The organism is Spiribacter aquaticus, assembly GCF_007625215.1.
Taxonomy (GTDB): Bacteria; Pseudomonadota; Gammaproteobacteria; order Nitrococcales; family Nitrococcaceae; genus Spiribacter; species Spiribacter roseus.
The window spans coordinates 483,053-504,997 of record NZ_VMKP01000001.1 but is presented as its reverse complement, the minus strand read 5'-3'; the positions used below and the strand labels follow the sequence as shown (position 1 = coordinate 504,997).

At 68.1% G+C, this 21,945-nt stretch carries 20 protein-coding genes; 17 read left to right on the top strand and 3 right to left on the bottom strand.

Annotated elements, in window-relative coordinates:
* Genes rdgB through FPL11_RS02495 form a run of 3 tightly spaced genes read left to right on the top strand, consistent with a single transcriptional unit; the run spans position 1 to position 1,933 of the window.
* Positions 1-615, top strand: coding sequence for an RdgB/HAM1 family non-canonical purine NTP pyrophosphatase (gene rdgB, locus FPL11_RS02505; protein ID WP_144347083.1), 615 nt, complete (start codon positions 1-3; stop codon positions 613-615).
* Positions 600-1,751 carry a radical SAM family heme chaperone HemW gene (hemW, locus tag FPL11_RS02500; RefSeq protein ID WP_144347082.1) on the top strand — a complete coding sequence of 384 codons (1,152 nt, stop codon included), beginning with the start codon at positions 600-602 and terminating at the stop codon, positions 1,749-1,751. Before rdgB ends, hemW begins: the two co-directional genes overlap by 16 nt.
* A complete protein-coding gene (locus FPL11_RS02495; protein WP_370456333.1) occupies positions 1,748-1,933 on the top strand; it encodes a CPXCG motif-containing cysteine-rich protein in 186 nt (61 codons plus the stop codon). The genes hemW and FPL11_RS02495 overlap by 4 nt, the downstream gene beginning before the upstream one ends.
* On the opposite strand, the gene FPL11_RS02490 is transcribed toward FPL11_RS02495, so the two are convergent.
* Positions 1,934-2,314, bottom strand: a complete 381-nt coding sequence (locus tag FPL11_RS02490; protein WP_110882380.1) for a SirB2 family protein — start codon at positions 2,312-2,314, stop codon at positions 1,934-1,936.
* Between the two features lie 140 nt (positions 2,315-2,454).
* Between FPL11_RS02490 and FPL11_RS02485 the strand changes: the two genes are divergently transcribed.
* Positions 2,455-2,718, top strand: a complete 264-nt coding sequence (locus tag FPL11_RS02485; protein WP_110882379.1) for a type B 50S ribosomal protein L31 — start codon at positions 2,455-2,457, stop codon at positions 2,716-2,718.
* A gap of 35 nt (positions 2,719-2,753) precedes the next feature.
* Positions 2,754-4,052: a citrate synthase gene (locus FPL11_RS02480; RefSeq protein WP_144347081.1), complete on the top strand. Its 1,299-nt coding sequence runs from the start codon at positions 2,754-2,756 to the stop codon at positions 4,050-4,052.
* A gap of 3 nt (positions 4,053-4,055) precedes the next feature.
* Here the strand turns inward: FPL11_RS02480 and FPL11_RS02475 are convergent, their stop codons facing one another.
* Complete coding sequence (locus tag FPL11_RS02475) at positions 4,056-4,679, bottom strand: hypothetical protein (RefSeq protein WP_144347080.1); 624 nt, start codon at positions 4,677-4,679, stop codon at positions 4,056-4,058.
* 17 nt (positions 4,680-4,696) lie between these two features.
* Entirely contained in the window at positions 4,697-6,994 is a 2,298-nt protein-coding gene (locus tag FPL11_RS02470; RefSeq protein WP_144347079.1) for a penicillin-binding protein 1A, read from the bottom strand.
* A gap of 93 nt (positions 6,995-7,087) precedes the next feature.
* Between FPL11_RS02470 and pilM the strand changes: the two genes are divergently transcribed.
* From pilM to hemB, 12 genes are all read left to right on the top strand, one after another.
* Entirely contained in the window at positions 7,088-8,029 is a 942-nt protein-coding gene (gene pilM, locus FPL11_RS02465) for a type IV pilus biogenesis protein PilM (protein WP_159308531.1), read from the top strand.
* A complete protein-coding gene (locus tag FPL11_RS02460) occupies positions 8,013-8,579 on the top strand; it encodes a hypothetical protein (protein WP_144347077.1) in 567 nt (188 codons plus the stop codon). Before pilM ends, FPL11_RS02460 begins: the two co-directional genes overlap by 17 nt.
* Positions 8,569-9,465, top strand: a complete 897-nt coding sequence (gene pilO, locus FPL11_RS02455) for a type 4a pilus biogenesis protein PilO (RefSeq protein ID WP_144347076.1) — start codon at positions 8,569-8,571, stop codon at positions 9,463-9,465. Before FPL11_RS02460 ends, pilO begins: the two co-directional genes overlap by 11 nt.
* Positions 9,466-9,468: 3 nt before the next feature.
* Positions 9,469-10,578, top strand: coding sequence for a type IV pilus secretin PilQ (pilQ, locus tag FPL11_RS02450; RefSeq protein ID WP_144347075.1), 1,110 nt, complete (start codon positions 9,469-9,471; stop codon positions 10,576-10,578).
* Positions 10,575-11,108, top strand: a complete 534-nt coding sequence (locus FPL11_RS02445; RefSeq protein ID WP_144347074.1) for a shikimate kinase — start codon at positions 10,575-10,577, stop codon at positions 11,106-11,108. Before pilQ ends, FPL11_RS02445 begins: the two co-directional genes overlap by 4 nt.
* Positions 11,098-12,192: a 3-dehydroquinate synthase gene (gene aroB / locus FPL11_RS02440; protein WP_144347073.1), complete on the top strand. Its 1,095-nt coding sequence runs from the start codon at positions 11,098-11,100 to the stop codon at positions 12,190-12,192. Before FPL11_RS02445 ends, aroB begins: the two co-directional genes overlap by 11 nt.
* On the top strand, positions 12,185-13,357 hold the full coding sequence (locus FPL11_RS02435) for a deoxyguanosinetriphosphate triphosphohydrolase (protein ID WP_144347072.1): 1,173 nt from the start codon (positions 12,185-12,187) through the stop codon (positions 13,355-13,357). The genes aroB and FPL11_RS02435 overlap by 8 nt, the downstream gene beginning before the upstream one ends.
* 182 nt (positions 13,358-13,539) lie before the next feature.
* Positions 13,540-17,994, top strand: coding sequence for a glutamate synthase large subunit (gltB, locus tag FPL11_RS02430; RefSeq protein WP_144347071.1), 4,455 nt, complete (start codon positions 13,540-13,542; stop codon positions 17,992-17,994).
* A gap of 7 nt (positions 17,995-18,001) precedes the next feature.
* A complete protein-coding gene (locus FPL11_RS02425) occupies positions 18,002-19,408 on the top strand; it encodes an FAD-dependent oxidoreductase (RefSeq protein ID WP_144347070.1) in 1,407 nt (468 codons plus the stop codon).
* 14 nt (positions 19,409-19,422) lie between these two features.
* Positions 19,423-20,487, top strand: coding sequence for a uroporphyrinogen decarboxylase (gene hemE / locus FPL11_RS02420; RefSeq protein ID WP_144347069.1), 1,065 nt, complete (start codon positions 19,423-19,425; stop codon positions 20,485-20,487).
* Positions 20,480-20,935: an NUDIX domain-containing protein gene (locus tag FPL11_RS02415; RefSeq protein ID WP_110882365.1), complete on the top strand. Its 456-nt coding sequence runs from the start codon at positions 20,480-20,482 to the stop codon at positions 20,933-20,935. The genes hemE and FPL11_RS02415 overlap by 8 nt, the downstream gene beginning before the upstream one ends.
* Positions 20,925-21,941: a porphobilinogen synthase gene (gene hemB / locus FPL11_RS02410; RefSeq protein WP_144347068.1), complete on the top strand. Its 1,017-nt coding sequence runs from the start codon at positions 20,925-20,927 to the stop codon at positions 21,939-21,941. The genes FPL11_RS02415 and hemB overlap by 11 nt, the downstream gene beginning before the upstream one ends.
* The last annotated feature ends 4 nt before the right edge of the window (positions 21,942-21,945 follow it).

Sequence of the window (21,945 nt, the reverse complement as noted above, 5' to 3'; positions counted from 1 at the left end):
ATGGCGCTCATCGAACGACTGGTACTGGCAAGCGGCAATGAGGGCAAACTGGCCGAGCTCACCGCCCTGCTGCGCGGCCCCGTCGATGAGATCGTCCCGCAGTCCTATTACTACGTCCCCGAAGCGGCGGAGACCGGGACCACATTCGTGGAAAACGCCCTGATCAAGGCGCGCAACGCCGCCGCCCACACCCGGCTGCCGGCCATCGCCGATGACTCGGGGCTCGAGATCCCAGCGCTGGACGGGGCCCCGGGGGTGCGCTCCGCCCGCTGGGCCGGCGATGACGCCGGCGATGCCGAGAACAACGCCCGGTTGCGCGATGCACTGATCGATCTTGGCGAGGATGAGCGCGGCGCCGCCTACCGCTGTGTACTGGTGGCACTGCGCCACGCCGATGACCCCGCGCCGCTGATCGCGGAAGGGGTATGGACCGGGCGGCTGATCGAAACGCCCCAGGGCAGCGGCGGATTCGGCTACGACCCGCATTTCTATCTGGTCGAGTCCGGCTGCACGGCCGCCGAACTGCCCGCCGATACCAAGAACATGCTGAGCCACCGCGGCCAGGCGCTGAGTGCCCTGCGCCGGCGGCTGGAGCAGGAATGGCAGCCACGCTGATCCCGCCACCGCTGGGGCTGTACGTCCACCTGCCGTGGTGCGTGCAGAAATGCCCCTACTGCGATTTCAACTCCCACGCCCTGCGCGGCGAGCTGCCCGAGGCGGACTACACTGCCGCCCTGCTGCGGGATGCCGGGCGCGAGGCCGCCGACGCCGGCGGCCGGCGCATCGACAGCGTGTTCATCGGCGGCGGTACGCCGAGCCTTTTCAGTGCCGGGGCCATTGGCGGGCTACTGGACGGCCTGCGGCAGCGGCTCAACCTGTCCCCGACTGCCGAGATCACCCTTGAGGCCAACCCCGGCACCGGCGAGGCCGGCCGCTTCGAAGGGTTTCTGGCCGCCGGCGTTAATCGCCTGTCCATCGGTGTGCAGAGCTTTCAGGGCCATCACCTCGAGCGCCTCGGTCGCATCCACGGCGGTGATGAAGCGGCGGACGCGGTCAGGGCGGCCCAGCGCGCAGGGTTTGAGCGCATCAACGTCGACCTGATGCACGGCCTACCCGGGCAGACGGCCGCCGAGGCACTGGATGATGTCGAGCAGGCGCTGGCACTGGGTGTCCAACACCTCTCGCACTACCAGCTGACCCTCGAGCCCGGCACCGCCTTTTTCGCCCGCCCGCCGACACTGCCGGACGACGACCAGCTCGCCGACATCGAGGCGGCCTGCGCCGAGCGGATCGAAGGCGCCGGACTGCAGCGCTATGAGGTCTCCGCCTGGGCGGTGCCCGGCGAGGAATGCCACCACAATCTGAACTACTGGCGCTTCGGGGATTACCTGGCGATCGGTGCCGGTGGTCATGCCAAGCTGAGCCGGCCGGAGGGCCACATCCGCCGCACCCACAAGCAGCGGCTGCCGCGGCTCTATCAGGAACTGGCGGGCACTGATGCGGCCACCGCGGGGGAACGCGACATCACCCCTGACGAGCGGCCGCTGGAGTATCTGATGAATGCCCTGCGCCTGACCGGAGGCACATCCATGGCCGACGCCCGGGCCCGCACGGGCCTGTCGGCAGCGGCCTTCGAGCCGGGGCTGAGCGAGGCCCGACGCCGCGGACTGATGGTGACCGACCCCGCGCGACTGCAGGCGACGGCGCTGGGGCAGCGTTTTCTCAACGACCTTCTGGGGCTTTTCCAATGATGATCGAGACGCTCACCATCGACTGTCCCTACTGCGGCGAGACATTCTCCACCGTGGTCGACTGCTCCGCCGGCGATCAGGCCTATATCGAGGATTGCGTGGTGTGCTGCCGGCCCATCGAGTGCCGGCTGACCGTCACGCCCGATGGCCCGGTCCTTACGGTGCAGCGCGACGACGACTGATCAGATCGGCAGCGGGGTCTTGTACAGCGCCACCATGACGATATAGCCGTAGACCACCAGCGCGGCCACGAAGGCCGTGACGCGGATGGTGGCGGTGCGCCCGCGCTTGAGTGCGATGATGCCGAGCACGATATAGACCACCAGCGCGACCACTTTGGCCGTAATCCAGTCATGCGGCACCACCGGGTAGCGCCAGCCGATCCAGGCCACCGCGAAGGCGGTGATCAGCAGTGTCGTGTCGATCACATGCGGCAGGATCTTCACCCATTTGCGCTGCAGCATCGCCGAGCCGGCGACCATCCAGCCCCCCCGCAGGATGAACAGCAGGACCGTCAGCGTGGCGACGGTGGTGTGCAGATGCTTGAGCCCGATGTAGAGCATGAACGCGATTCCTGTTCGACGGCCGAGTTGACCGCGTCATCCTACCGGCGCGACATGGGCCGGTCGAGCGCGTCTCTTGTACCGCCGGCAGCGACCGCCTAACATACGCGCATCTTTTAACCAGTGTTTCGAGAGACGGAATGAAGAAAGACATCCATCCCGAGTACCGCCAGGTGGTGTTCCAGGACATCTCCGCGGATTACTCGTTCCTGACCCGCTCGACGGTGAAAACCGACGAGACCATCCAGTGGGAAGACGGCAACGAGTACCCGTTGGTCAAAGTCGAGATCTCCAGCGCCAGCCACCCCTTCTACACCGGCAAGCAGCGCGTGCTGTCGAGCGGTGGCCGGGTCGATCAGTTCCGTCGCCGTTATGGCGGGATGGCGAAAGGCACCAAGAGCTGAGACCGGACAGCGCCGAACGAACAGGAGGCGTCTCGATGGCCGATAAGACCGTTACCATCACCGACAACGAGACCGGCCGGCGGGCGGATATGCCGGTACGCCAGGGCACCCACGGCTCTGACGTCATCGACATCCGCTCACTGCAGAGCGATCTCGGCTACTTCACCTACGATCCGGGCTACGGCACCAGCGGCAGCTGCCAGAGTGACATCACCTTCATCGATGGTGAGCGCGGCATCCTGCTGTATCGCGGTTATCCCATCGAGCAGCTGGCCGAGCACGGCTCGTTCCTCGAGGTCGCGCGGCTGCTGATCCACGGTGATCTGCCGAATAAGCGCGAGCTCGAAGAGTTCGACGAGGCCATCACCCGGCACACGATGGTCAACGAAAGCCTGCGGATCTTTTTCAACGGTTTTCACTACGACGCCCACCCAATGGCCATGCTGACCGGCGTGGTCGGATCGCTGTCGGCGTTCTACCACGACGCCATGGACATCACCGACCCCGAGAGCCGCCTGCTGTCGGCGCACCGCATCATCGCCAAGATGCCCACCATCGCCGGCGCCTCGTTCAAGCATATGGTCGGCGAGCCGTTCGTCCACCCGCTCAACCGTCTGTCCTACACCGGCAACCTGCTGAACATGCTGTTCGCGCGGCCCAGTGAGGACTACGCGATCAACCCGGTGGCCGAGCGTGCCCTCGATCAGCTGCTGATCCTGCATGCCGATCACGAGCAGAACGCCAGCACCTCCACGGTGAGGTTGGCCGGCAGCACCGGGACCAACCCGTTCGCCGCCATCTCGGCCGGCTGCGCCGCCCTCTGGGGCCCCGCCCACGGCGGTGCCAACGAGGCGGTGCTCAACATGCTGAGCGAGATCGGCAGTGTCGAGCAGGTGCCGAAGTACATCGAGAAGGCCAAGGACAAGAACGACCCGTTCCGGCTGATGGGCTTTGGTCACCGGGTCTACAAAAACTACGACCCGCGAGCGACGATCATCCGCAAGACCTGCCACGAGCTGCTCGATGAGCTTGGCGTCGGCAACGACCCGCAGCTCGAACTGGCCATCCGGCTTGAGGAGATCGCCCTCGCCGATGATTACTTCGTTGAGCGCAAGCTCTACCCCAACGTCGACTTCTACTCGGGCATCATCTACCGCGCCCTGGGGATCCCCAAGGAGTTCTTCACGGTGCTGTTCGCCATCGGCCGCACGCCGGGCTGGATCGCCCAGTGGATGGAGATGCTCTCCGACCCCGAGCAGCGCATCGGTCGGCCGCGCCAGCTCTACACCGGCCCGGCCCGCCGCGACTACATCCCGCTGCACCGCCGCGGCTGAACCCTAGTCGACGGCGCTGGCGTCCTCGGCGATCAGCGCCTCGACGTCGCGTCGGCTCGCCCGCTGCATGGGCCGGCCGTCGATCGGGCTTTTCGGCGGCTGATGATTGCCGCGCCCCGCGAACACCGCCACCGTGATCGGCGTATCGCCGGCGACGAAGTGGTGCACGGGAATCGTCTCGTAGTCATCCTCGAACCGAAACCGCTTTTCCTGGGTATCGAAAGGGATGTCGTGATCCATGAGAAAGAACACGACGTCCTCAGGGGTTTCGGCGAAGCAGTGCAGGTCCACGGCGCTCTGGTCACCGGCGGTGCCATCCAGCACCGAGCCCGTCAGCCGCGGCCGGAACGCCGCGAAAAACGTCATCGCCTCGAGGGCCGCCTCGCGCAGCGACTGCAGGGCCGTTAGCTGGCGCTCGCCGCCGAACAGCCGCTGATAATCCTGCAGGGCGGCCTGGATCTCGCGGTTCTGCGGCAGATTGGTGGTCCGCGGGGCGTTCAGCTGCAGCGCCGCCTTGCGCTTCGCGATTGAAAAGTCCCGGATCCCTTCCACCGCCATGATGCGGGCCGACTCCTGAACCAGGCGCTCGCGCATGCGGGCATCACGGTTGGCTTTTCCTCGGGCCATGGGGGTGTACTCCCAGATCAGAACAGGGGGGTGTCCGCTTCCCCGCCGCTGCCCGACGAACCCTCGTCGCTGGGCGCCGGTGGCGGCGGGAGATTCTCGGTACGGAACGTCTCGTAAATGGCGTCGGGGGCGTCACCGCTGACCCGCTCACCGGTCTCGGGATCGATCTTCACCGTCACCAGACCATTAGGCCGCGACCACTCGGATGCCGGCCGCCCCGCCAGCGCCTCACCCATGAAGTCCATCCAGATGGGCAGGGCCGCCCGGCCACCGGTTTCATAGCGGCCCAGGCTCTGGCGCTCGTCAAAGCCCACCCAGACCGTCGCGACCAGGTCAGCGTTGAACCCCGAGAACCAGGCATCGTTCTGGTCATTGGTGGTGCCGGTCTTGCCGGCGATGTCCGAGCGGCCCAGTTCCCTGGCCCGCCGGGCGGTGCCCTCCTCGACCACATTGCGCAGCATCGAGCGCATCAGCCAGGCGTTGCCGGCGCTGATCGCCCGGCGCCGCTCGGCGGATTCAGTCTTCGGGGCTTCATGCACGGTTTCGCCGTCGTTATCGACGATGCGCTCGATGACATGCGGCTCGACGGCATAGCCGCCGTTGGCGAACACCGCATAGGCCCGCGCCAGCTCAAGCGGCGTGACCTCGGCCGCCCCCAGCGCCAGCGACAGGTTGCGCGGCAACCGCCCGCGAGGCAGGCCAAAGCGCTCGAGGTGAGCCAGTGTGGGGCTGATGCCGATCTGGCGCAGCACCCGGATCGAGACCAGGTTGCGGGAGCGGGTCAGGGCCTCGCGCAGGCGGGTCGGCCCGAACACGCGGCCGCTGTAGTTCTCGGGACGCCAGACGTCCTCCAGCGCGGCATCCGTGAACACCACCGGGGCATCGTTGATCAGCGTCGCCGGTGTCAGGCCGTTGGCGAGCGCCGCCGAGTAGATCAGCGGCTTGAAGGCCGAACCAGGCTGGCGGGCGGCCTGGGTCACGCGGTTGAACTTACTGAATGAAAAGTCATAGCCGCCCACCAGCGCACGGATGCCGCCGGTATCGGGATCCAGCGCCACAAGACCGCTCTGGGGCTCAGGCGGCTGGGCCAGTCGCCAGCCGTCATCCGTCTCGCGGGCGTGCACCACATCCCCCACCGAGAGCACCAACTGCGGTCGCGCCCACTGCATGCCCGCCTCGGGCAGCGCGATCCGTTCGTCCGCGGCGGTCAGCAGCGTCGCGCCCTCATCATCGACCCCGGTCACTACGCCCACGCGAAGCGCCCCCGGGCGCGGAAACCCGGACAGCCGATCCAGCAGGGCCTCGCGCGGCCCGTCGATGAGCGCCGGTTCAAGCTGCGCGAGTGGGCCCCGGTAGCCGTGGCGCTCGTCATAGGCATGCAGCCCCGAGCGCAGTGCCCGACGGGCCTCGGCCTGGCGATCGGCGGCGACGGTGGTATAGACCGAATAGCCCTCGGTGTAGGCGGCGGTGCGGCCAAAGCGCTCGACCACCCGGGCGCGCGCCATCTCGGCGACATAGGGCGCATCCACGCGGCTCTGGCGGCGATGCCGATCCGCGGTGATGGGCGCCGCCATGGCCATGTCGTAGCGGTCCTGGTCGATCACGCCGGTGGCGAGCATGCGCCCCAGCACATAGGCCCGGCGACTCAGGGCCTCGTCCGGATCGGCGAGCGGATTGGAGGCCGACGGCGCCTTGGGCAGCCCGGCGATCATCGCCTGTTCGGGCAGCGTCAATTCCGCCAGTGGGCGGCCGTAGTAGGCCTCGGCCGCCGCCGCCACCCCATAGGCACGCTGACCCAGGTAGATCTTGTTCAGATACAGCTCGAGGATCTTGCGTTTGTCGAGCTCCTGCTCGATGCGCAGCGCCAGAAAAATCTCGCGGAGCTTGCGCAGATAGGTCTGTTCCGAGCTGAGGAACAGGTTGCGGGCGAGCTGCATGGTGATGGTGCTGCCGCCCGGTCCTTTCTCGCCGGTGCGAACCAGGTACCAGACCGCCCGGGCGATGCCTTCATAATCAACGCCGGGATGTTGATAGAAGCGCTGATCCTCGGCGGCGATGAAGGCCTCCACCATGCTCGGCGGGATGGCTCCAAGGCCGACGGGCGTCCGCCGCACTTCGCCGAACTCGTCGATGAGCTCGCCCTCGGCGGTGTAGACGCGCAGCGGCACCTGCAACTCGACATTGCGCACCGACTCAACGCTGGGCAGCCCGGGCGCCAGCACGATGTAGGCGGCAATCATGCCGCCGGCCGCCAGGAGCCCCAGCGAGGCCAGCCCCGCCAGCATTTGCAGTGAGCGCCGAATGATGACCGACATGAACCTTCTTGCATGCACTGACCCGTCGAGGGCCGAGTATATCACCGCCGGCGGCGGCGACGGGGCGCCGGGACCCACTGCATCATGATGCCAGTGCGACGCCGGAGCCGCGGAGGCCCCGCCGTCATCGGCATCGACTGCGGCACCACGGCGGTCAAGGCCGTTGCGCTGCGCCGGGCCGGCGGGCGGATGATCCTCGCCGGCCATGCCATCGAGCCCTATCCGGCCGACGACCCGTCACCCGCCTCGGTGGCCGCGACCATCGCCACGGCCGCCCGGCGCGCCGCCCCCGACGCGCGACTGGCCGCCACTGCGCTGGCCGACGAACAGGCCATCACCCGAGTGATCAAGGTCCCGGCGGGTCTCGACGAGGCGGCCCTCGAGACCCGGGTCCAGCTCGATATCGAGGCGACCCTCAAACAGTCCCGCCAGGCACTGGCGTTTGACTTTCGGCGACTCGCCGCCGAGCCCGACGGGGATCAGCAGGCCGTTCTTGTGGTGGCCGCCCGGGACAGGGCCATTGCCGAGCGGCGGCATCAACTCAAGGCAGCCGGACTGCGCTGCCAGCTGATCGACCTCGACGCCCATGCCAGCGTCCGCGCCGCGTTGCGGGACGATCGCCTGCCGCTCGGCCCCACCAGCGCCCCGGTCGCGCTGCTTGATATAGGGGCGCGCCTGCGGCTGGGCATCTTCGATCGCCAGCGTCTGCACTACTGCCAGACCCACGAGCTGAGCGATACGCCCGGCGACAGCGACTGCCTGCGCCGCATTGAACAGGCCCTCGCGATGCACCACGGCAGTGCCTCAACCCGCGTCCCCGATGCCATGACCCTCATCGGCGGCGGCGCCAGCCAGACGCTGGCGGCGGCCATTGCCAGCCGGCTGGGCAGCGACTGCTACCTGCCGGACCCGCTGCGCGGCCTGGAACTGGCCGACGCCGGCGATGCCGATGCATTCGCCGCCGACCAGTCACGGCTTGTCACGGCCATCGGGCTGGCCCTTCATGCCGGAGACCGTTATGCCCATTGGCGTTAACCTGCTGCCCTGGCGCGCCCGACAAGCCCGCCGGCGGCGTTGGCGGCTGGCGCTGATCGGCCTTGGCGGGGGCCTGGCGGGGCTGATGGCCCTCGCCATCATCGCCACCCGCGTCGATCAGCAGAATGCCGCGGACCGGGCGCATCAGGCCGAGCTCGAGGCGCAGCTCGCCGAGCTTGCCCCGGCGATCGAAGCCCAAGGTCGCCTCGAGCGCACCCGCGAGCGCCTCGATGCCCGCCATGCAGTGACTGAGACACTGGGCGAGCAACGCCGTCGCGCGCCGGATGCACTGACCCAGACGCTGGCCGCGCGCCCGCCGACGATCGCCCTGACCCGGTTGCGGATCCACGCCGAAGAACGCGTCATCGAGGGCCACACCCGACAGCCCGATGCCCTGCCGCGGCTCATCGACGCGCTGCGTGCCGCGCCGGCGTTCGCGGGGTTTCACCTGCAGCGGCTGACCCACCTGGCCGCCGAGGGCGGGGAACGCCGCGGGTTCCGGCTGACCCTGACGCGCCCGTCAACGCCGACGGTGGACGATGACCGTTAAAGCGCTCAAGACCGCGGGCGTGGGGCTGTTGCTGGGGCTGATCGCCGGCTGGCTGATTGCCCTGCGACCGGCGCTGGCCGAGCGCGACCGGTTGGCCGAAAGCCGCGCCCCCCTTGCCCAGCGTCTGGATGCCGAGCAACGCCGCCTCGCCGACCGCAAGGCGGTCACAGCGGCGATCGAGCGGCGGCGCAGTGCCCTCCGCCATCACCCCATGCGCCTGCCGGCAGCAGCGGACGAGTCCCGGCTGGTGAGTCATCTGGCGGGACTGGCCGCCGACAACGGCGCACGTCTGGTCGACATCGACCCCGGCACCACCCGAGCGACGCCCGCCTACCATCAACGCCGCCTGGTGGTGCGCCTCAACGGCGGGTGGACGCCCCTGATGCGGTTTCTGGCCGGCGTCGAGCAGACCACCCGCGGGATCGCCCTGACCGGCCTCGAATTCAACGATGGCGATGCCGATGCGCAACCGGGCGGAATCGTCCTGACGCTGAACCTGGACGTCTACTGGCAACCGTCGGTGCCGGGGGCGTCCCAGCCCGCGGAGACCAGCTTGGGCTGGATCGCCGAAACCCGACGACCGGATGCCGTGCCCCCGGGGAGGCCGCCGGCCAATCCCTTCGCCAGCGCCCGCCCCTCCATGCCCATCGCCGACACCGATATCCGCTACATCGGCCGGATCATCCGCGGCGATCGGCAGTGGGCACTGATCCGCCGGGCCGACGGTCCGCTGCAGCGACACCAGCGCGGCGACCCGATCGCCGGGCTGGGGCAGCTGGCGCGCATTCAATCCGGTGCGATCAGCGTGGCGCCCGGCCCCAGCAACCCCGACGCCCCCATGCGGATCATTCCCCGACAGCCGGGACCGCCATCGGCAGGAGAATAGCGGATGCCCCTTCCCCTCATCCGGCCGCTACCCGCGGCGCTCATCGCCCTGATCACGCTGCATGGCGTGGCCCTGCCCGCGGCCGCCCAGCCGGTTCAGCTGGACGTCGACTCGGTGACCCTGCCGGAGGTGCGTGAACACGTCGAGGCGATCACGGCCGAGCCGCGGCCCGACGCCGAACCGCCGACCAACACGCCGGCACGGACAGTGTTCATGCCGATCCGCTATGCCAATGCCGATGAGCTCGCCGGTCTGCTGGACGATGCGCGGGTCAGCGTTGATGGGCGCACCAACACCCTCATCATCCGCGGGTCGGATCGCGCCATCCAGCAGGCCCGGACGCTGGTCGAGCGTCTTGATGTGCCGGTAAGGCAGGTGCTTATCGAGGCGCGGATCGTGATCGCGAGTGACGATTTCAGTAACGAGATCGGCGTGCGCTTCAATGCCGCGCGTCGCAATCAGACCGGCGACACCCGCATCACCAGCGGCGGCACGCTGGATGCCGACGGCCTGATGGTGGATCTGCCCGCCAGCAATGCCGCCGGCGGCGCCGGGGTGGCCATCGGCAAGATCGGCAGCTACCTGCTCGAACTCGAGCTCTCGGCCATGGAGAGTGAGAACAAGGGCGAGATCATCTCAAGCCCACGCGTGGTCACTGCCAGCAACCAGCAGGCCGAAATCAAGCAGGGCGTGCAGATCCCCTTCGAGCAAGCCACCTCCAGCGGCGCCACCAGCATCGCTTTCCGGGAAGCGGTTCTGGGGCTGGTGGCGACACCCCAGATCACCCCGGATGACCAGGTGCAGCTGACCCTGGCGATCAACCAGGACAGCCGCGGCGAGGAGACCCCGGAGGGCCCGGCCATCAACACCCAGGCGGTGCGCACCCACGTGCTGGTGGCCGACGGCGAGACCGTGGTCCTCGGCGGCGTGTTCGAACAGACGCGCCGCGATGGCGTGCGCCGCGTCCCCGGACTGTCGGATCTGCCACTGGTGGGACAGCTCTTTCAGCGCCGCACCGCCGTCAACGACCGCAGCGAATTGCTGATCTTTGTCACACCCCGCATCCTCGAGGCTCCGGGCACACCCACAAACGCGATAGAATCAGAACCATGAGCAGGATTGACCGGGTATTCCTCGTCGGCCCCATGGGCGCGGGCAAGAGCACCATCGGCCGCCGCCTGGCGGCGCGGCTGGCGCTGTCGTTCGTCGATCTGGACGCCGCCATCGAGGCGCGGACCGGCGTCGACATCCCACGCATTTTCGACATCGAGGGCGAGGCGGGCTTCCGACGCCGCGAGTCGGAGCTGCTTGAGACACTGACCCGGCAGCCGCGTACCCTGCTCGCCACCGGCGGCGGCGCCGTGCTCGACCCGGCCAATCAGCGCTGTCTGCGCGAGCGCGGCCAGGTGGTCTATCTGCGCGCCGATGTGGCCACGCAGATCGCACGCACCCGGCATAGCGATCGCCCGCTGCTACGCGGCGACGACCCGGCCGGACGGCTGGCGGCGATCCTCGAGGCACGAGCGCCGATCTACGAAGCCATCGCGGATATCAGCATCGATACCCGGGATGGATCACCGGAGCGGATCGCCGAGCAACTGGCCCGGCGACTACAGCAGACGGAGCCCTCGCATGACGGATGAACTCCGCCGCGTCGACGTCGCCCTGGGCGAGCGCAGCTACCCCATCCTGATCGGCCGCGGCCTGCTCGATGACCCCCGCTGCCTGCGCGATTCCATCGACGCCCGCGAAGTCATGGTGGTCAGCAACGAGACCGTCGCGCCGTTGTACCTCGACCGACTGCGTGCGGCATTCGCGGACCGTCGCCTGGCCAGCGCCTGCCTGCCGGACGGCGAACAGGAAAAACAGCTCGAATCGATGCTGCCGGTGTTCGACACCCTGCTGGTCAACGGCTTCAGCCGCGACTGCCAGGTGGTGGCCCTGGGCGGCGGCGTCATCGGCGATCTGGCGGGGTTCGTCGCCGCCACCTACCAGCGCGGGGTGGGCTTTGTTCAGGTGCCCACCACGCTACTGGCCATGGTCGACTCGTCCGTGGGGGGCAAGACCGGCGTCAACCACCCCCGCGGCAAGAACATGATCGGCGCCTTCCACCAGCCCCGCGCGGTCATCGCCGATCTGGCCGTGCTGGACAGCCTGCCGCAACGGGAGCTGCGCGCCGGCATGGCCGAGGTCATCAAGTACGCCCTGCTGGGCGACGCCGATTTCCTTGCCTGGCTCGAAGCCCACCTCGACGCGGCCATGGCGCGCGATCCCGCCACGCTGGCCCATATCGTCGAGCGCTGCTGCCGTAACAAGGCGGCCATCGTCGCCGCCGACGAGCGCGAGGCCGGCCAGCGTGCCCTGCTCAATCTGGGGCATACCTTCGGCCATGCCATCGAAGCGGCCCGTGGCTATGGCGATTGGCTGCATGGCGAGGCGATTGCCGCCGGCATGTGTATGGCGGCGCGCCTGTCCGCGCGGCTCGGCTGGATCAATGCCCGCGACCGCGACCGGGCCATCGCCCTTATCGAGCGCGCCGGGCTGCCGGTGCACGCGCCTGCCGACATGGGCGCCGGGCGCTTCCGCGAATTCATGGCCCGCGACAAGAAAAACCGCGACGGCGCGTTGCGCCTGGTGCTCTTGCGGGCCCTGGGGGACGCCACGGTCACCGCCGATTATGACCCCGACGCCCTCACCGCAACACTGGAGGCGGAAGGCCATGACTGAGCCGGCCAGTGACCCCCTCGGCCTGGCGGCATTTGCCTGCCGCCCGTCCACCAGCCGCGGCCGGCGTCATGCCGACAGCCGCCCCGACCTGCGCAACGCCTTTCAGCGCGACCGCGACCGGATCATCCACAGCGCGGCATTCCGGCGCCTTGAGTACAAGACCCAGGTATTCGTCAATCACGAGGGTGACCTGTTCCGGACGCGGCTCACCCACAGCCTCGAGGTGGCGCAGATCGCGCGCACCATCGCCCGCGCACTGGGCCTTAACGAGGATCTGACCGAGGCGATCGCACTGGCCCACGACCTGGGCCACACGCCCTTCGGGCATGCCGGGCAGACCGCGCTCAACGACTGCATGGCCAAGTACGGCGGGTTCGAGCACAACCTCCAGTCGCTGCGCGTGGTGGATCAGCTCGAGACCCGCTATCCCGATCACGATGGGCTCAACCTGACCTTTGAGACCCGCGAGGGACTGGTCAAACGCTGCCCGCTCGCCCATGCCGAGCGTCTGGGCGATGTCGGCCAGCGCTTCATCGACGGGACCCAGCCATCCCTCGAGGCGCAGCTCACCAACGTCGCCGACGAAATCGCCTACAACAGTCACGACGTCGATGACGGCCTGCGGGCCGGACTGCTGGATATCGATGCGCTGCGCGAGGTGGAGTGGATCGACGCGCTCGACCGCCATGTCGAAGCCGAATATCCCGCCCTCGGCGGCCGGCGGCGGGTCTATCGCATCGTCCGCGAGCTGATCGCCGGGCAGGTGAACGACCTGCTGACCACCAGCCGCGAGCGGATCACCCGGGCCAACCCCCTCGGACCCGACGATGTGCGCGCGAGCGCGCAGCCACTCATCGCCTTCAGCCCCGGCATGCAGGCGCGCCACCGGGCGCTCAAGGATCACCTAATGGCCAACCTCTACCGGCACTACCGGGTGCACCGCATGACCACCAAGGCGGACCATGTGGTCCACAGCCTGTTCGAGCGCTTCATGGCCGACCTCCAACTGCTGCCCCCGGAGTTCGCCGAGAGCGCCCGCGAGCGGGCCGGGCACAACGGCCGACGCGGTCAGGCACGGGTGATTGCGGACTATATCGCGGGCATGACCGACCGCTTTGCACTGGAGGAATACGAGCGCCTGACCGATCCCACCAAGCTCACCTGACATTGCCGCAAAACGCCGCCCGCGCTATATTGTCCAACCATTTGCCCGCTGACATGGAAGTCGCGCATTGATTGAGGACGTCAACTGCTGGCGCCGCCGGAGGCGTCGTCCGCACCGGGCCCCGATGCGGCCCGAACGCCGGGCGACGCCCAACCCCAGCCAATAACAGAGAGGCAGTTAGCGTGGAGCAACTACCCTTTAACGGTCCGACGCTCTATCAGCCGGAATTCGAGCGAGACAACTGCGGCTTTGGCCTGATCGCCCACATGGACGGCCAACCCAGCCACTGGCTGCTGGAAACGGCGATTTCCGCCCTGGCGCGGCTCACGCATCGCGGCGCGGTCGCCGCCGACGGCAAGAGCGGCGACGGCTGCGGTCTGCTGATCAAGCCGCCGGTGGCGTTCATGCGCCAGGCGGGCGCCGCAGCGGGCATCGATCTGGCCGATCGCTTTGCCACCGGCTGCGTGTTCCTGTCCCGCGACGCCGAGGCGGGCCGCCATGCCCGCAGCGTGCTCGAGCATGCACTGGCCCACTACGAGGTGCCGGCGGCGGGCTGGCGCGAAGTCCCGGTCGACACCAGCGCCTGCGGCGAACAGGCCCTGGCGACGCTGCCGGACATCGCCCAAGTGTTCGTCAACACGCCCGATGACATGGAAGAGTCCGAGTTCGAGCGGCGCCTGTTCATGGCGCGCCGGCGTGCCGAGAAGGCGCTGGAGGGCGTCGATCCGGTCTTCTATATCCCGAGCCTGTCGGCGCGGGTGCTCTCCTATAAGGGCCTGGTCATGCCGGAGAACCTGCCGGTGTTCTACAAGGACCTGCAGGATCCCGCCCTCGAGACCTCGCTGGCGGTCTTCCACCAGCGCTTTTCCACCAACACGCTGCCGCAGTGGCGGCTGGCCCAGCCGTTCCGCTATCTCGCGCACAACGGCGAGATCAACACCATACAGGGCAACCGCAACTGGGCCATCGCCCGGGCGTACCGGTTCAGCACCCCGCTGCTGCCCGACATCGAGGCGATCCAGCCGCTGGTCAACCTGACCGGCTCGGATTCCTCGAGCCTCGACAATATGCTCGACGTGCTGATCACCGGCGGCATGGATATCTTCCGGGCCCTGCGCCTGCTGATGCCGCCGGCCTGGCAGAATGTCGAGACCATGGACGCCGACCTGCGCGCGTTCTACGAATTCCACTCCCAGCATATCGAGCCCTGGGACGGGCCCGCCGGCATTGTCCTCACCGACGGCCGGCATGCCGCCTGCGCCCTCGACCGCAACGGCCTGCGACCGGCGCGCTGGGTGATCACCAAGGACCGCCATATCACGCTGGCCTCCGAAGTGGGCGTGTGGGATTACGATCCCGATCAGGTGGTCGAAAAGGGCCGTCTCAAGCCCGGCGAGATGCTCGCGGCGGACACCGAGACCGGCAACCTGATCCTGCCCGAGGACGTCGACGAGCGGCTCAAGAACCGCGCGCCCTACAAGCGCTGGCTGGCCGAGCACTCCCGCGATGTGCCCTCGGTGGGCGACACCGGCGAGTCACGTATCGGCCACTCGCTCGACACCTATCAGAAGCAGTTCGGCGTGACCTTCGAGGAGCGTGACATCGTCACCCGCGCACTGGCCCAGGGCGGCCAGGAAGCGGTCGGCTCCATGGGTGATGACACCCCGATGCCGGTGCTCTCGCGCCAGGTGCGGCCGCTCTACGACAACTTCCGCCAACAGTTCGCGCAGGTGACCAACCCGGCCATCGACCCGCTGCGCGAGCAGATCGTGATGTCGCTGGAGACCGTGTTCGGCCCGGAGAAGAACCTCTTCGAGGAGGTCGAGGATCATGCCCGGCGCCTGGTGCTCGACTCGCCGATCCTCTCCGACGGCAAGTTCAGCGGCCTGATCGAGGCCCATCGCGAAGGCGAGTGCGTCCACCACATCGACCTCAGCTTTGCCGCGGACGGTTCGCTGGAGGCGGCCATCCATGCGATCCGCGACGAGGCGGCCGAGGCCGTCCGCGGCGGCGCCACGCTGCTGGTGCTCACCGACCGAGAGCTGGCCCGCGATCGCATCCCGGTGCATGCCCTGCTCGCCACCGGCGCCGTTCACCATCACCTGGTGCGCACCGGTCTGCGCTGCGACACCAACCTGGTGGTGGAGACCGGCACAGCCCTCAACAGCCACGAGTGCGCGGTGCTGATCGGTTACGGCGCCACCGCGGTGTACCCGTATCTGGCCTTCGAGGTGGTGCAGGATCAGCTGCGCACCGGCGAGATCAAGGGCGCGGAGCTCTCCGACCTGCTGCGCAACTATCGCAAGGGGCTGAACAAGGGGCTCTACAAGATCCTCTCGAAGATGGGCATCTCGACGATCACCAGCTATCGCGGCGCCCAGCTCTTCGAGATTGTCGGCCTCGGCGACAGCGTGGTGGACCTGTGCTTCACCGGCACCACTTCACGCATCCAGGGCGCGGATTTCGCGGACCTCGAGGAGGACCAGCGCAGTCTCCACGAACAGGCCTGGCGGGCCAGCGTGCCCCTCGCCCAAGGTGGGCTGCTCAAGTACGTCCACGGCGGTGAGTATCACGCCTACAACCCCGATGTGGTGGCCGCCCTGCAGGAGGCCGCCTACACCGGCGATTACGCGCGTTATCAGGCGTACGCCGAAACGGTGAACACACGCCCGGTGGCCGCCATGCGCGACCTGTTCCAGGTCACCGACCGGACACCGATCCCGCTCGACGAGGTCGAGCCGCTCGAGAACATCATCCGCCGCTTCGACTCGGCCGGGATGTCACTGGGCGCGATCTCGCCCGAGGCCCATGAGGCCCTGTCGATCGCCATGAACCGCCTCGGCGGGCGCTCCAACTCCGGCGAGGGGGGCGAGGATGCCCACCGCTTCGGCAACGAGCGGATGTCCAAGATCAAGCAGGTGGCCTCGGGCCGCTTCGGCGTCACGCCGCATTACCTGCGTAACGCCGAGGTGCTGCAGATCAAGGTCGCCCAGGGTGCCAAGCCCGGCGAGGGCGGACAGCTGCCCGGGCATAAGGTCAACGAGATGATCGCCCGGCTGCGTTACTCGAAGCCCGGGGTGGCGCTGATTTCGCCACCGCCGCATCACGACATCTACTCCATCGAGGACCTCGCCCAGCTGATCTACGACCTCAAGCAGGTCAATCCGCAGGCGCTGGTCTCGGTCAAGCTGGTGGCGGCGCCCGGTGTGGGCACCGTGGCCGCCGGCGTGGCCAAGGCATATGCCGACCTGATCACCATTGCTGGCCATGATGGCGGCACCGGCGCCAGCCCGCTGACCTCGGTCAAGTACGCCGGGACGCCCTGGGAGCTGGGCCTCACAGAGACCCATCAGACGCTGCGCGCCAACGACCTGCGTGGCAAGATCCGGCTGCAGACCGACGGCGGGCTCAAGACCGGGCTCGACGTCATCAAGGCAGCCATCATGGGAGCCGAGAGTTTCGGCTTTGGCACGGCACCGATGATCGCCATGGGCTGCAAGTACCTGCGCGTCTGCCATCTCAACAACTGCCCGACGGGCGTGGCGACGCAGGAGAAGGTCCTGCGGACCAAGCACTTCATCGGTACCCCCGAGCGGGTCGCCAACTACTTCACCTTCGTGGCCATGGAAACGCGGGAGTGGATGGCGCGGCTGGGAATCCGCTCGCTCGAGGAGCTGATCGGCCGGGTGGATCTGCTCGAGCAGCGCACCCCCGAGACGGCCCGGCAGGCCAAGCTCGATCTCTCGCCGATCCTCTCCGACGGCGGGCTCGATCCGGCCAAGCCCACCCACTGTGTCACACCCAGCAACGTGCCGTTCGACCGCGGCGAGCTCGCCGAGCGCATGGTCGCCGACGCCCTGCCGGCCATCGAGTCGGCCTCGGGCGGGGTGTTCGAGTACGCGGTGCGCAACGACGACCGCTCCATCGGTGCGCGGCTGTCCGGTGAAATCGCCGTCCGCCACGGCAACCTGGGCATGAGCGGCTCGCCCATCCGTCTTAACCTGTCCGGCAGCGCCGGTCAGAGCTTTGGCGTGTGGAATGCCGGTGGGCTCAACATGGTGCTCGACGGTGATGCCAACGACTACGTTGGCAAGGGCATGGCCGGTGGCAAGCTGGTCATCCGCCCGCCGGCAGGCAGCGGCTTCGCCAGTCAGGACACCACCATCATCGGCAACACCTGCCTCTACGGGGCCACCGGCGGCAAGCTGTTTGCCGCGGGCCTGGCCGGTGAGCGGTTCGCGGTGCGCAACTCCGGCGCCCATGCGGTGGTGGAAGGCGTCGGCGATCATGGCTGCGAGTACATGACCGACGGCGTGGTCTGCGTGCTCGGGCCGACGGGGCTCAACTTCGGCGCCGGGATGACCGGTGGGATCGCCTTCGTGCTGGACATGGACAACCAGTTCGTCGATCGCTACAACCACGAGCTCATCGACATCCGCCGCGTCCAGACCGAGCCCATGACTGCGCATCGGGAGTTCCTGCGCGATACCATCGCCGAGTACATCGACGAGACGGGCTCGCCCTGGGGGCAGGAGATCCTCGACAATTTCCGCGATTACGTCGGCTGTTTCTGGCTGGTCAAGCCGCGGGCTGCTGACATCAACGAGGTACTGAGCACGCTGCGGCAGGCAGCCTGAGAACGCTATGGGTAACTACTTCCAGTTTATCGACGTCCCGCGTCAGGACACCGAGAAAGAGCCGGCGCGTGCCCGGGTGCAGAAGTTCACCGAAATCTACGGTGACTTCAGCACCGAGCATGCCGCCGCCCAGGCCGACCGCTGCGTGGAGTGCGGCAATCCGTACTGCGAGTGGAAATGCCCGGTCCACAACTACATCCCCAACTGGCTCAAGCTGATCGCCGAGGGCAACCTGTTCGAGGCCGCCGAGCTCTCGCACAAGACCAACACCCTGCCCGAGGTCTGCGGCCGGGTGTGTCCGCAGGACCGGCTGTGTGAAGGCGCCTGTACGCTGAACGACGGCTTCGGCGCCGTGACCATCGGCTCGGTCGAGAAGTACATCACCGACGAGGCCTTCAAGCAGGGCTGGCGGCCGGATATGACCGGCGTGGTCCCCACCGGCCGGCGGGTGGCGGTCATCGGTGCCGGCCCGGCCGGCCTGGGTGCGGCCGACATCCTCGTGCGCAATGGCGTCGAGGCGGTGGTCTTTGACCGCTACCCCGAGATCGGCGGGCTGCTGACCTTCGGGATTCCGCCGTTCAAGCTCGAAAAGGAAGTCATCGCCAAGCGCCGCGAGATCATGGAGTACATGGGCGTCGAGTTCCGTCTGGGCGTGGACGTCGGCACCGACGTCACCTACGCCGAACTCGAGCGCGAGTACGACGCGGTGTTCCTTGGCATGGGCACCTACACCTACATGCGGGGCGGTTTTCCCGGCGAGGACATGCCCGGCGTCTACGAGGCGCTCCCCTATCTGGTCTCCAACATCAACCGGCTCATGGGCTTCGAGAAAAGCCCGGAAGAGTTCGTCGACATGGCCGATCAGCGCGTGGTGGTGCTGGGCGGCGGCGACACGGCCATGGACTGCAACCGCACCGCCCTGCGTCAGGGCGCGAGCAGCGTGACCTGCGCCTATCGACGCGACGAGCAGAACATGCCCGGATCGCGGCGCGAGGTCTACAACGCCCGCGAGGAAGGCGTCGACTTCCGCTTCAACCGTCAGCCCGTCGAGATCGTCGGTGATGGCCAGGTGGAGGGCGTCAAGGTGGTCGAGACCCGCCTCGGCGCCCCCGACGAGCGCGGTCGCCGGCGCCCCGAGACCGTGCCGGGCAGCGAGGAGATCATCCCCGCGGACCGCGTCATCATGGCCTTCGGCTTTCGCCCCGATCCGCCGGAGTGGTTCGACGAGCACGGCATCGGCGTCGACGAGCGCGAGCGGGTCCGCGTCAAAAAAGGCGGCCGGCACCCCTTCCAGACCGATAACCCCAACGTGTTCGCCGGCGGCGACATGGTGCGCGGCTCGGACCTGGTGGTCACCGCCGTCTATGAAGGCCGCGAGGCCGCCAAGGGCATCCTCGCCTACATGGGCGTCTAGGCCGGCCCGTGGTCATGAGCGAACTGCATAACGACCGTCTCCTGCGGGCCCTCGCCCGCGAGCCCGTCGACCGCACCCCGGTCTGGATCATGCGCCAGGCCGGGCGCTATCTGCCCGAGTACCGCGAAATCCGCGCCCAGGCGGGCAGTTTCATGAACCTGTGCCGCAATCCCGAGCTTGCCTGCGAGGTGACCCTGCAGCCGCTGCGGCGCTTCGACCTGGATGCCGCCATCCTGTTCTCGGACATCCTCACCGTGCCCGACGCCATGGGCCTGGGGCTCTATTTTGAGCCCGGCGAAGGTCCGCGCTTTGAGCATACGGTGCGTGATGCCGCCAGCGTCGACCGCCTGCCGGTGCCGGATGTGGGCGCCGAACTACGCTACGTCACCGATGCCGTGAGCCGGGTCCGACAGGCGCTGGAAGGCAGCGTCCCGCTGATCGGTTTCGCCGGCAGCCCCTGGACGCTGGCGACCTATATGGTCGAGGGCGGCAGCAGCAAGGACTTCCGCCATATCAAGGCGCTCGCCTACGACGAGCCTCAGGTCATGGCCCGCCTGCTCGAGAAAACCGCGCGCGCGGTCACCGCCTATCTCAACGCGCAGATCGAGGCGGGTGCCCAGGCGGTGATGATCTTTGACACCTGGGGCGGCGCGCTGGCCCACGATGTCTATCCGCGGCTGTCACTGCAGTACGCCCAGCAGATCATCGACGGGCTGATCCGCAGCCGCGAAGGCCGGCGCGTGCCAGTGACCTTCTTCACCAAGGGCGGCGGCATCTGGCTCGAGACCATCGCCGACAGCGGTGCCGACGCGCTGGGCATCGACTGGACGCTGTCAATGGACGAAGCGCGGCGCCGGGTGGGCGATCGCGTGGCCCTGCAGGGCAATCTCGACCCGAGCATTCTCTACGCGCGCCCCGAAGTCATCCGTCGCGAGGTCGAACGCGTGCTGCGGGAGTTCGGCCCCGGCAGCGGTCATGTCTTCAACCTCGGTCACGGCGTACACCCCCAGATCCCCCCGGAACATGTCGAGGCCATGGTCGATGCCGTCCGCTCTCTGAGCCCGGCCTGGCATGACTAGACAGAACCCACGCATCCTGTCCGCCGGCGTGGTTCTGGTGCGCGCGGAACACCGCCGCTGGCGGTTTCTGCTGCTGCGCGCCTACCAGTACTGGGACTTCCCCAAGGGCCGGACCGAAACCGGCGAGACGCCCCTTGAGGCCGCCCGACGCGAAGTGGCCGAGGAGACCGGCATCACCGACATGTGGTTCAACTGGGGCGAGGACTACACCGAGACCGGTCCCTACGCCCGCGGCAAGGTGGCGCGCTATTACCTGGCGGAAACCCCCGTCCGCGAAGTGACGCTGGGTATTGCCCCCGAGCTTGGCACCCCCGAACATCACGAATGGCGCTGGGTGGACCAGCCCACGGCCTATCGCATCACCGCGCCCCGGGTGCGGCGGGTGCTGGACTGGGCGGTGGCCCGCCTGCCCGAACAACCGAGCGGAGGATTCAAAGGTGACGCATGAATCAGCCCACGGGCCGGGATTTCCCGCCAGCCGTCCGCGGCGGCTGCGGCGCGATGACGCCACCCGGCGACTGGTGCGCGAGAACGGCCTATCGGTCAACGATCTGATCCAACCGGTCTTTGTCATCGAGGGCCACGATCACAGCGAACCGGTGGCATCCATGCCCGGCGTCGAGCGCCTGACCCTGGATCGCCTGCAGGCGGAAGCCGCCGAGCTGGAGCGGCTGGGGGTGCCGGCCATCGCCCTGTTTCCGGTCACGCCGGCGGCCGCCAAGAGCGATGATGCCGCCGAGGCCTGGAATCCGGAGGGGCTCGCACAGCGCGCGGTGCGCGCCATCAAGGCCCGGACGCCGGAGATTGCCGTGATCACCGACGTCGCCCTCGATCCGTTCACCGTCCACGGCCAGGACGGGCTGCTGGATGCCAATGGCTATGTCGCCAATGACATCACCCAGGAGGCACTGGTCCGCCAGGCGCTGTCGCATGCCGCGGCCGGGGCGGACATCGTTGCCCCATCGGATATGATGGATGGACGGGTCGGCGCCATCCGCCGGGCGCTTGAGGCCGATGGCCACCCCGAGACGCGCATCCTTGCCTATGCCGCCAAATACGCATCGGCCTTCTACGGGCCATTCCGCGATGCGGTCGGCTCGGCCGGCAACCTGGGCGGCGGCGACAAGCGGACCTACCAGATGGACCCCGGCAATGGCGCCGAGGCGCTCCGCGAGGTGGGGCTCGATCTGGCGGAAGGCGCCGACATGGTCATGATCAAGCCGGGCATGCCGTATCTGGATATCATCCGGCGGGTGCGTGAGCGCTTCGACGTGCCGACCTTCGCCTACCAGGTCAGTGGTGAGTACGCCATGCTGAACGCCGCTTTCGATAACGGCTGGCTCAGCCGCGAGGCCTGCGTGATGGAGTCGCTGCTCGGTTTCAAGCGGGCCGGCGCGGATGCCATCCTGACTTATTTCGCGAGGGACGTTGCCGGCTGGCTGGCCGAGCACTGAACGC